We start from the raw sequence: 11,240 nt of genomic DNA, 5'->3' as shown, positions 1-11,240 counted from the left end.
GGGGCTCGCAACCCCGGCTCACTCCTCGCGCTCACAGGGCCACCTCGGCTCGCGACTGCGGGGCTCGCAACCCCGGCTCACTCCTCGCGCTCACAGGGCCACCTCGGCTCGCGACTGCGGGGCTCGCAACCCCGGCTCACTCCTCGCGCTCACAGCGATTCCAGGAACCTCTCCAGCGCCGCGTTGACCTCGTCGGCGTGCTCCAGCATCACCACGTGCCCGCTGTCGTGGATCTTCACGAACTCGGCGTGCGGCAGCCGCCGGACGATCTCCTCTGAGTGGGTCACCGGCGTGATCATGTCCTTGTCGCCGACGATCACCAGCACCGGTGTGCCGGCCAGCGCGGCCAACGCCGGGAACCGGGAGTGGGTGGCCAGGGTGCGCAGGTAGCGGGTGACCGTGTCGGCCGAGGTGCGGGAGTTCATCGTCTCGACGTAGGACACCAGGGCCGGACTGGGCTTCGGGGTGCCGAAGCCGTACTTGCGGGTGAGCAGCCAGGCCACGTTGGAGGTCGACTTGCGAGCCTTGTCGATCACCGTGCCGCCGTACCGGGTGGCGTTGCTCATCATGTAGATGACCGGCGCGCCGACCCGGCCGAGCAGCGCGGGCGCCACCAGCTTGGTCTCCGCGAGCAGCCCGCCCGAGGTGGCCATCAGCACCGTGCCGACCACCCGGTCGCCGAACAGCTCCGGGTACAGCTCGGCCAGCGCCATGATCGTCATGCCGCCCATCGAGTGGCCGACCAGCACGAGCGGACCCTCCGGGGCCACCTCGTCGATCACCCGGCGCAGGGTGCGACCCAGCGTGGCCAGGTCGTAGTCGCCGCTCTCCAGCTTCCCGGATCGGCCGTGCCCGGGCTGGTCGTAGGCGACGACCCGGTAGTCGCCGCGCTCGGCGAGCAGCTTGCGCTGGAAGTGGAACGTCCCCATGTCCAGGCAGAAGCCGTGCACCAGCACCACGGTGGGATGCCCGGCGACCGGGCGGGCCGGCTCGACCACCTCCACGTGGATGTCCGTGCCGTCCGGCATCTCCAGTTGGTACGCCGCGTCGTACCGCTGCTCGCCGAAGACCTCGCCGGCGTGCGGGTCCGCGGGGTCGAGCTTGAGGCGACGGACGAGGACCCGCTCGCTGACCACGCCCGCGGCGAGCCCGGCGGCGGCCACACCGAGCGCGGCGCCGACCACCCCGGCGGCCCGGCCGGCGGCGGTCCGCGGCCGCGGAATCCTGAACCGCTGACTCACTGTGCCGCCTCGGTTCGCGACTGCGGGGCTCGCAACCCCGACTCACTCCTCACGCTCACGGCCGCCTCGGTTCGCGACTGCGGGGCTCGCAACCCCGACTCGTGCGCGCATTCCGGCTCGGCCGCGTCCCACGCGAGCCGCCCCGGAACGCGCGTCCTCGCGCTCACGGCCGCTCGCCGTCGTAGACCCGCGGCACCCGGACGCCGCCGAACCGGGTCACGATCTCGTAGTTGATGGTGCCGACCGCCTCGGCCCAGTCGTCGGCCGTGGGCTCGCCGTCGGCCCCGCTGCCGAAGAGCGTGGCCACGTCACCGGCGGCCACCTCGTCCTCGCCGCAGTCGACGACGAACTGGTCCATGCAGACCCGCCCCGAGATGGTCCGCCGCTTGCCGCCGAGCTGCACCGGCCCGGTGTTCGAGGCGTGCCGGGGCACCCCGTCGGCGTAGCCGAGCGGCACGACCGCCAGGTTCGCCTCCTGCTCCGTCAGGTAGGTGTGCCCGTACGAGACGCCGGTGCCGGCCGGCACCCGCTTGGTCAGCATCACCCGGGCCCGGGCCGTCATCGCCGGGCGCAGCCCGAACCGCTCGCCCTCGATCGGCGAGAGGCCGTAGACGGCCAGGCCGGGACGGACCAGGTCGAAGTGGGTGTCCCGTCGGGTCAGCGTGGCCGCCGAGTTGGCCAGGTGCCGGTAGCGGGGCCGCAACCCGGCCCGTTCCACCATCTCCAGCCCCTCGTGGAACACCGCCAGCTGCCGGTCGGTGGTGGGGTGGCCGGGTGAGTCCGCATAGACGAAGTGGCTCCACACCCCGACCACCTCGACCAGGCCGTCGGCCTGGGCCTTGGCGGCGGCCTCCAGCAGCGCTGGCCAGTCGGCGACGGTGGCCCCGCCGCGGGACAGCCCGGTGTCGATCTTGAGGTGCAGCCGGGCCGGACGCTCCGCCCGCCGGCCCGCCTCGATCATCTCGTCGAGCTGGGTGAGACTGGCGCACCCCAGGTCGACACCGACGGCGACGCCGTCGTGCAGCGGCAGCCCCGGGTCGAGCAGCCAGGCGAGCACGGGCGCGGTGACACCCGCCTGGCGCAGCAGAAGCGCCTCGTCGAGGGTGCAGACGCCGAGCCAGTCGGCACCGGCGTCGAGCGCCGCGTTGGCCGCCGGCACCATGCCGTGGCCGTATCCGTCGGCCTTGACCACCGCCATCAGCTCGGCGCTGGTGCCCGACCTGAGCCGGGCCACGTTGTCCCGGATCGCGTCCAGATCGACGCGCACCTCCGACTGCCACATGCCCTCAGCCTACTTCCGCCGGTGATCACCATGGCCGCGAGCCGCGCGACCGGTCGGTCGGCGGCCCCCGGCCGCCGTCTCGTCACGGCAGGCGGGCCAGCACCGGACGGAGCGCGGTCGCCACGTCGGGTGCGGTCACCGGACCGCCACGCGCCGCCTCCCGGCCGGCCAGCCCGTGCAGGTACGCCGCCGCGGCGGCCGCCCGCTCCGGGGCCAGCCCGGCGGCGAGCAGCGAGCCGAGCAGCCCGGCCAGCACGTCCCCGGTGCCCCCGGTGGCGAGCACCGGGGTGCCGGTGGGGTTGACGTAGGCCCGGCCGTCCGGGGTGCCGATGATCGTGCGATCGCCCTTGAGCAGCACCACCGCGTTCATCCAGGCGGCCAGCCGCAGCGCCGCCCCCACCCGGTCCGCCCCCGGGGTCTCGCCGCACAGCCGGGCGTACTCGCGGTCGTGCGGGGTCACCACGATCGGCGCGTCCCGCCCGCGCAGCCGGTCCGCCAGCTTGCCGTCGACCAGCAGGGTGAGCGCGTCGGCGTCGAGCACCGCCGGCACCGGCGCGGCGAGCACCGCGCGCAGTTCGGCGGCGGCCCCCTCACCGGTGCCCAGCCCGGAGCCGCAGACCCAGGCCTGCACCCGGCCGGAGTCGGCGACCCGGTCGGTGGCGATCACCGACGGGTGCTGGTGCAGGACCTCCGCGCGGGCGGAGCCCGCGTAGCGGACCATGCCGGTGGGGCCGGCCAGCGCGCCGCTCACCGACAGCACGGCCGCCCCCGGATAGGTGGCCGAGCCGGTCGCCACCCCGACCACGCCCCGGCTGTACTTCTGCGCGGACGGGCCGAGCCGGGGCCACCAGTCGACCAGGTCGGACCACTCGGTGACACGCAACGCCGGGGTGCCGCGCAGCCACGGCCCCAGCCCGATGTCGACCAGCTCGACGTGCCCGGCGAGGGGCGCGGCCGGGCCGACCACCAGGGCCGGCTTCAGCGCGCCGAAGGCCACCGTCACGTCGGCGCGGACCGCGCAGGGCCGGCCGGAGGCCGTGAGCGGCACGTTCCCGGTGTCCACCGCGACGCCGCTCGGCACGTCGACCGCGACCACCGTGGCGCGCGTGCCGTCCCGCCCCATCCGCTCGGCCAGGCTCGCGGCGAGCTGGTAGGCGGTCTCCCGCAGCCCGCCGGTGCCGCCGATCCCGACGATCCCGTCGAGCACCAGGTCCACCACGGCCGGCGGCCGGTCGACGACGCGCCCGCCGGCGGCGCGCAGCGCGGCCAGCCCCTCGGCGTGCGCCCGGCCCGGGGTGAGCAGCAGGGCGGCGACCGCCGCGCCCCGGCGGGCCAGGTGCGCGCCCGCGTAGAGGGCGTCGCCGCCGTTGTCGCCGGAGCCGACCAGCAGCAGCACCCGGGCGCCGTAGACGCCGCCCCGGTCGCCGAGCAGCAGCGCACAGCGGCGGGCCAGCCCGGCGGCGGCCCGCTGCATCAGTGCTCCGGGCGGCAGGGTGGCCATCAGGCCCGCCTCCGCCGCGCGTACGTCCGCGACCCGCCACACCGGTCTCATGCCACCCCGTCCCGTCCGTTCGTCCCGTTCGTCCCGGACCGGCCGACCGGCCCGCCGGGTCGGCTCACCGTTCCGCGACCACCATGGCCGACGCGATCCCGCCGTCGTGCGACAACGACAGGTGCCAGTGGTTGATCCCGCGCTCGGCCGCCGCGGCGGCCACCGTGCCGGACACGGTCAGCCAGGGGCGGCCGTCCGGATCGGAGGCGACCGCACAGTCGTGCCAGTTGAGCCCGGCCGGCGCGCCGAGCGCCTTGGCCACCGCCTCCTTGGCCGCGAACCGGGCCGCCAGGGACTCCGGCGAGCGCGGGTTGCCGGAGCGGGTCAACCGCTCCGCATCCGTGAAGAGCCGCTCGGCGAGCGACGGGGTGCGCGCCAGGGACCGGGCGAACCGGTCCACCAGCACGACGTCGATGCCGACAGCCACGATCACGGCCTCACCCTACCGGCGCTCCGGGCCGCGGACCGGCCGTGGACAACGCCTGTGGAAAACCCGGGGTACGCCGCACCACCCGTTGTCCACAGGGCCGGCGCGGGTGGTCCGCCCGGCCGTAGCGTCCCCGCTGTCCGTCCGCCGGATTGCAGGGAGGTCGCCGATGGGCGCGGAGCCGTTGCGCGTCGAGCCGGAGCTGTTGCGTGGGGTGGCCCGGGAGCTGGCCGACGACGCCTACCGGGTGGCCCGGGTGCCGGCCGCCGAGCCGGGGCTGGTGGTGCCGGCCGACGGCTGGCGGTCCGGGGTGGCGCTGGCCGAGCTGGAGGCGGCGGTGCAGCGCTGGTGCGGCTCGCTCGCCGCCCGGGTGGCGGCCACCGCCGAGGCGGTCCGGACCGCCCCCCACGGCTACGAGGCCGTGGACGAGCGGGCCGCCCGCCGGCTCGCCGGGATCCCCCGATGAGGATGGCGGCCGGTTCCCCGGGACGCGGCGGCCGGACGGCGGGTGGCCCGGTGGCGGGACCACACCGCGCCGCGGGCGGAGGTGCCGCACGGCCGGCCGGTGGCCCGGCAACGTGGTCCCGCCGACCCACACCCGCCGCACCGCAGGCCGGTGGCCCTCCTGGCGGGCCGGCGGGACGAGGGCGCACACCCGCCGGGCGGCGGGAGCCGGCCGCGGAGGCGCTGCCGATCGGCTACGCGCAGCTCTGGCGGGCCGACCCGGGGGCCTGGGCCGCGGCGGGTGCGGCCTGGCGGGGGCTGATCGGCCCGGTCCGGCGCCGGGCCGACGGGCTGAGCACTCGGATCGGCGCCCTGCGGACCGGCTGGTCGGGGGCGGCCTCGGGCACGGCGCAGGGGCGGATCGGGGAACTGCGCACCGCGCTGACCGACGTGCTGCCCGCGCTCATCGAGGTCGACCAGGTGCTCGCCGAGTTCGCCGCCCGGGTGGGCGCCGCCAGGGCCCGGCTCGGCGCCGCCGTGGCCCACGCCGACGCGGGGGGCCTGCTGGTCGACCGGGCCGGGGCGGTCCGACCCGACCCGGCCCGCCCCCGGCCCGCCGCCCAGGTCGGTCCGGCGATGGCGCAGGTGGGCGCCGAGATCCGGGGCGCGCTGGCGCTGGCCGACGCGGCGGACCGGGAGGCGGGCGGTCGGCTGGCCGAGCTGGCCACGGCTGCGGTGACCGGCTGGGTGAGCGTTCCGCCGGGCCGGCGACCGGCGCCCGGGGCGGGGCCGGTCGAGGTGAGCAGGTGGTGGGCCGGTCTCACCTCGGCCGAGCGCCGGTGGCTGGTCGGCCACGAGCCGGAGCGGGTCGGCCGCCTCGACGGGGTGCCGGCGGCGGCCCGCGACCAGGCCAACCGGCTGCTGCTGACCCGGTGGCGGGCGGAGCTGGTGGAGCGGCGGGCCGGGCTGCTGCGCCCCCTGCCGGCCGGGCCGCTCGAACTGGCCCGGCTGGCCCGGCTCGGCGCGGTGGACGCGGCGCTGCGCGGCCTCGACGGGCTGGGCGAGCGGCTGGCCACGCCCGGGGCGCCGCGGGCGTACCTGCTGGGGCTGGACCCGGCCGGGGACGGGCGGGCGGTGGTGGCGCTCGGCAACCCGGACCGGGCCGGCGCCGTGCTGACGTACGTGCCGGGGATGACCGCGGATCTCGCCGACGCCCCCGGCGAGCTGGGCCGGGCCGCGCGGGTGCTGGACCGGTGCGCGGCGCTGGAGCCCGGCACGGAGGCGGCGGCCGTGCTCTGGCTGGACTACGACGCGCCGGACTTCCTGCCCGAGGCGGCGCGCGACCGGCAGGCCGGGGACGCCGGGCCGGCCCTGCACCGCTTCCAGGAAGGGCTGCGCGCCTCGCACGACGGGCCATCCGCCCGGCAGACCGTGCTGGGGCACAGCTACGGCTCGGTGGTCGTCGGCACCGCAGCCCGTGACCACGGGCTGAGCGCCGATGCCCTGGTCTTCGTCGGCTCCCCCGGGGTGGGCGTCGACCACGCGGCCGAGCTGCGGATGCCGCCCGGCCAGGTCTGGGCCGCCACCGCGCCGGACGACGTGATCCGGCTGGCCCGGCCGCCCGAGGAGCTGGCCCGCCGGGCGCTGCTGGCCGGCACGCCGCTCGGCCCGGCGGCGGCGCTGCTCGATCCGCACGACGACCGGCTCTGGTTCGGCGCCGACCCGAGCGCCCCCGGCTTCGGCGGCCGGCGCTTTCCCAGTGGGCGGCACGGGCACGCCGGCTACTGGGATCCCGGCAACCCCGCGCTGGACGGGATGGCCCGGATCGTGCTGGGCCGATGACCGCACGCGGGCCGGAGACGGCGCGGCCCTCCGCCGTGGGACGGAGGGGCCGCGACCGGGTCGACTACTCGACGGTGACCGACTTGGCCAGGTTCCGGGGCTGGTCGACGTCGTGCCCGCGAGCGGCGGCGATCTCGGCGGCGAGCACCTGGAGCGGCACGGTGGTCACCAGCGGCGCCAGCAGCGTCGGCGTGCGCGGCACGTAGATCAGGTGGTCGGCGTAGCGGACGACCGCCTCGTCGCCCTCCTCCGCGATCACGATGGTGCGGGCGCCCCGGGCGCGCACCTCCTGGATGTTGGAGACGACCTTGTCGTGCAGCATGCCGCGGCCGACCGGCGACGGCACGATGCAGATGACCGGGGTGCCCTTGTCGATGAGCGCGATCGGGCCGTGCTTCAGCTCACCGGCGGCGAAGCCCTCGGCGTGCATGTACGCCAGCTCCTTGAGCTTCAGCGCGCCTTCGAGGGCCACCGGGTAGCCGACGTGCCGGCCGATGAACAGCACGGTCGGCTCCGACTTCAGGTCGCGGGCCAGCTCGCGGACCGGCTCGATCCGGTCGAGCAGCTCGCGCAGCTTGGCCGGCATCTCCTGGAGCTGGGCCACGACCGCGCCCACCTCGTCGGCGAACTTGATGCCGCGCACCTGGGCCAGGTGCAGGCCGATCAGGTAGCAGGCGACGAGCTGGGTGAGGAACGCCTTGGTGGAGGCGACCGCGATCTCCGGACCGCCGTGGGTGTAGAGCACGGCGTCGGACTCGCGCGGGATGGTCGAACCGTTGGTGTTGCAGATGGCCAGCACGCGCGCCTTCTGGTCCTTGGCGTGGCGCAGCGCCATCAGAGTGTCCATGGTCTCGCCGGACTGCGAGATCACCACGATCAGCGTGGACCGGTCGAGCACCGGGTCGCGGTAGCGGAACTCGCTGGCCAGCTCCACCTCACAGGGGATCCGGGTCCAGTGCTCGATGGCGTACTTGGCGACCAGACCGGAGTGGTAGGCGGTGCCGCAGGCCACGATGAAGATCTTGTCGACGTCGCGCAGGTCCTGCTCGCTGAGGCGGACCTCGTCGAGGGCGATCTCGCCGCTCTCGGTGAGCCGGCCGAGCAGCGTGTCGGCGATCGCCTGCGGCTGCTCCTCGATCTCCTTGAGCATGAACCAGTCGTAGCCACCCTTCTCGGCGGCCGACGAGTCCCAGTCGATGTGGAAGTCCTTGCCGGTCGCGGGCTGGCCGGCGAAGTCGGTGATCTCGATGCTCTCCGGCGTGATCAGGACGATCTGGTCCTGGCCCAGCTCGACCGCGTCGCGGGTGTGCTCGATGAACGCGGCCACGTCGCTGGCCAGGTAGTTCTCGCCGTCGCCCCGGCCGACCACCAGGGGCGAGTTGCGCCGGGCGCCGACCACCGCGCCGGGGATGCCGGCGTCGACCGCCAGCAGGGTGAAGGCGCCCTCCAGCCGCTGGCAGACCAGCCGCATGGCGGAGGCGAGCAGCTGCGGGCTGTCGACCTCGCCGGCCGAGCGCAGGTCGGCCAGCGAACGGGCGAGCAGGTGCGCGGCGCACTCGGTGTCGGTGTCGCTGGTGAACTCGACCCCGTCGGCCTCCAGCTCGGCGCGGAGCTTCGCGAAGTTCTCGATGATGCCGTTGTGGATCACGGCGACCCGGCCGTCCGGGGAGAGGTGCGGGTGGGCGTTGCGGTCGGTCGGGCCGCCGTGGGTGGCCCACCGGGTGTGGCCGATGCTGGTGGTCCCGTCGCCGATGCCGATCGGGCTGGCGGCGCAGGACTCCGGGTCGGCGGCGGCGCGCTCGGCGAGAACCTTCTCCAGGTTGGCCAGCTTGCCGGCCTTCTTCTCGATCAGCAGCTCGTCGTCACAGACGACGGCGACGCCCGCCGAGTCGTAGCCGCGGTACTCCAGCCGCCGCAGTCCGTCCAGCACGATGCCGAGCGCCGGGCGCGCACCGGCGTAACCCACGATTCCACACATGGTCCGCAGCCTAACCCAGTTTCGCTCACCGCGCGTGCTCGGAAGCCGGGTAAACGATCACTGAATTTGAGCGAACCGGTGAGCGGATAGCGAGGATTGGACAAACCTCGCAGACGGGGCGGCGTCCAGAGATCGGGGCGACGCATCGACGGCGGACGGTTGCGGCCGGCCCCTCCGCGCGCGTACCCGCGGGTCTGGTCGCCGGGCCGTACATTGAGGGCTCCGTCGGGGTGACGCCTCCCGACCCCGCCCGTGCCGCGATCGTCCGCGCCGTCCCCTGCGAGCTGAGCCGATGTCCGAGACGACCCCCACCCCCGAACCGGCGAACAGCGGCGTCCCGAGCGACCCGACCGCTCCGGGCCCCCCGACCTGGACCCCGCCGGACCCGCTCGCCGCCCCGCAGCCGTGGGCGCCACCCGCCCCCTGGGCCCCCGCGCAGTGGACCCCGGCCCCCTGGGCTCCGCCCGGCTCCGCCGCGCCGGACGGGCCGGCCGCGTCCCCGCCACCCGGGCCGTCCGCGCCGGACGCCACCGGGACGACCCCGGGAACACCGCCGGCCCCGACCGGCTGGGCCGCTCCGGAGCCGGTGCCGGGTCCGCCCGGCTGGGCCGGTCCGAGGTTCCCGCCGCCCGTCGACCCGAACCACCCGGGCACCGTGCCCGCGCCGCCCTGGCCCGGCGGCCCTCCCGGGCCGGGCTGGCCCCCGGCCGGTTACCCGCCGCCGTACGCGTATCCCGGGTCGGCGCCACCGCGACGGTCGGCGGGCGGGCGGGCCGCGGCCGTCGTGGTGACCGTGGTCATCGCCCTGGTGCTCGCCGTCTGCGGCTGCGTCGGCCTCGGCGTGCTCGGCAGCTTCGTCGACGACTCGACCACCTCCGGGCAGCCCTCCGACCCCGAATTCGACGAACCGGACGGCGGCCTCGCCGGGGAGCCCACGGACGACGCGCCGCCGGCCCCCGTCGCCACCCCGTCCGGCGGGCCCGGCCGGTTCAGCGTGGTCTACGAGGTGACCGGCACGGGCGCCGTCGACGTGCAGTTCTACGACGCCAACGCCGACTTCTTCCAGATCGACGGGGTGCCCGCGCCGTGGCGGATGGCGCTCACCGCCAACGACCGGGAACGGGTGCAGGTCATCGCGACGCCCACGGGTTCGGGCACGGCGAGCTGCCGGATCATCATCGACGGGAAGGTCGTGTCCCGGGACTCGGGCGAGTACGGCGCCACCTGCTTCGGCTGGTGACGGCGGCACCCGGTAGGCGGCGGTCGTGCAACGTCGGCGCCGGGCCGTAGGCTGGCCGGCGTGACGACGACCGATCCGCTGGTGGCCCGGATGCGGCCGTTCGGCACCACGATCTTCGCCGAGATGTCCGCGCTGGCCGTGCGCACCGGCGCGGTCAACCTCGGGCAGGGCTTCCCCGACACCGACGGCCCGCCGGAGATGCTCGCCGCGGCCGCCGAGGCGCTGCGCTCCGGCCACAACCAGTACCCACCGGGTCCGGGCATCCCGGCGCTGCGGGCGGCCGTCGCGGCGCACCAACGCCGGTTCTGGGGCCTGGAGTACGACCCGGACGGCGAGATCGTGGTGACCGCCGGCGCCACCGAGGCGATCGCGGCGAGCATCCTCGCCCTCTCCGAGCCGGGCGACGAGGTGGTCTGCTTCGAGCCGTACTACGACTCGTACGCGGCCTCGATCGCCCTGGCCGGCGCGGTCCGCCGCCCGGTGACGCTGCGCCCCGGCGCCGACGGCCGGTACGCCTTCGACCCGGCGGAGCTGCGCGCCGCGTTCGGGCCGCGTACGCGGCTGGTGCTGCTGAACACGCCGCACAACCCGACCGGCAAGGTGTTCACCGCCGACGAGCTGGCCCTGGTCGCCGAGCTGTGCCAGGAGCACGGCGCGTACGCGGTCACCGACGAGGTCTACGAGCACCTGGTGTTCACCGACGCCGCCGGTCCGCACCTGCCGCTGGCGACGCTCCCCGGCATGCGCGAGCGGACGCTGCGCATCTCCTCGGCGGGCAAGACGTTCTCGTGCACCGGCTGGAAGGTCGGCTGGGTGAGCGGCCCCGCGCCGCTGGTCGCCGCGGTGCTGCGGGTGAAGCAGTTCCTCACCTTCGTCAACGCCGGTCCGCTGCAACCGGCCGTGGCGGTGGCGCTCGGCCTGCCGGACGCCTACTTCGCCGACTTCCGGGACGGGATGCAGCGGCGGCGGGACCTGCTCGTCGCCGGGCTCGCCGACGCCGGGTTCGGGGTGCTCGCGCCGGAGGGCACCTACTTCGTCACCGCCGACGTCACCCCGCTCGGAGGGCGGGACGGGGTGGACTTCTGCCGCGCGCTGCCGGAGCGCTGCGGTGTGGTGGCGGTGCCGACCCAGGTCTTCTACGACGACGCGGAGGCGGGCCGGCGGCTGGTCCGGTTCGCGTTCTGCAAGCGGCCCGAGGTGCTCACCGAGGCGGTCACCCGGCTGCGCCGGCTCA

At 76.0% G+C, this 11,240-nt stretch carries 8 protein-coding genes and 1 pseudogene; 4 read left to right on the top strand and 5 right to left on the bottom strand.

Annotated features, from left to right (window positions below):
- Positions 1–149 precede the first annotated feature (149 nt).
- From ABZW14_RS19520 to ABZW14_RS19505, 4 genes are all read right to left on the bottom strand, one after another.
- Complete coding sequence (locus ABZW14_RS19520; RefSeq protein WP_355348067.1) at positions 150–1,241, bottom strand: alpha/beta hydrolase; 1,092 nt, start codon at positions 1,239–1,241, stop codon at positions 150–152.
- A gap of 163 nt (positions 1,242–1,404) precedes the next feature.
- Positions 1,405–2,523 carry an alanine racemase gene (gene alr / locus ABZW14_RS19515; protein ID WP_355348064.1) on the bottom strand — a complete coding sequence of 373 codons (1,119 nt, stop codon included), beginning with the start codon at positions 2,521–2,523 and terminating at the stop codon, positions 1,405–1,407.
- 82 nt (positions 2,524–2,605) lie between these two features.
- A complete protein-coding gene (locus tag ABZW14_RS19510) occupies positions 2,606–4,075 on the bottom strand; it encodes an NAD(P)H-hydrate dehydratase (protein ID WP_355348061.1) in 1,470 nt (489 codons plus the stop codon).
- A gap of 64 nt (positions 4,076–4,139) precedes the next feature.
- Positions 4,140–4,508: a holo-ACP synthase gene (locus ABZW14_RS19505; RefSeq protein ID WP_355348058.1), complete on the bottom strand. Its 369-nt coding sequence runs from the start codon at positions 4,506–4,508 to the stop codon at positions 4,140–4,142.
- A 163-nt stretch (positions 4,509–4,671) separates the two neighbouring features.
- On the opposite strand from ABZW14_RS19505, the gene ABZW14_RS19500 reads away from it, so the two are divergent.
- Positions 4,672–4,968, top strand: coding sequence for a type VII secretion target (locus ABZW14_RS19500; protein WP_355348055.1), 297 nt, complete (start codon positions 4,672–4,674; stop codon positions 4,966–4,968).
- Between the two features lie 50 nt (positions 4,969–5,018).
- Positions 5,019–6,788, top strand: coding sequence for an alpha/beta hydrolase (locus ABZW14_RS19495; RefSeq protein WP_355348052.1), 1,770 nt, complete (start codon positions 5,019–5,021; stop codon positions 6,786–6,788).
- 64 nt (positions 6,789–6,852) lie between these two features.
- Here ABZW14_RS19495 and glmS read toward each other — a convergent pair whose 3' ends face one another.
- Positions 6,853–8,766, bottom strand: coding sequence for a glutamine--fructose-6-phosphate transaminase (isomerizing) (glmS, locus tag ABZW14_RS19490; RefSeq protein ID WP_355348050.1), 1,914 nt, complete (start codon positions 8,764–8,766; stop codon positions 6,853–6,855).
- Positions 8,767–9,058: 292 nt separating this feature from the next.
- Here glmS and ABZW14_RS19485 point away from each other — a divergent pair, with 292 nt between their 5' ends.
- Entirely contained in the window at positions 9,059–10,006 is a 948-nt protein-coding gene (locus ABZW14_RS19485; RefSeq protein WP_355348047.1) for an MmpS family transport accessory protein, read from the top strand.
- A gap of 60 nt (positions 10,007–10,066) precedes the next feature.
- Positions 10,067–11,239, top strand: a pseudogene (locus tag ABZW14_RS19480) (pyridoxal phosphate-dependent aminotransferase); the annotation flags it as partial.
- Position 11,240: the final 1 nt, after the last annotated feature.

The organism is Micromonospora sp. NPDC004551 (assembly GCF_040609975.1).
GTDB lineage: Bacteria > Actinomycetota > Actinomycetes > Mycobacteriales > Micromonosporaceae > Micromonospora.
Note: the sequence above shows the minus strand (reverse complement) of the source record. Positions and strands in the feature narration are given on the sequence as shown.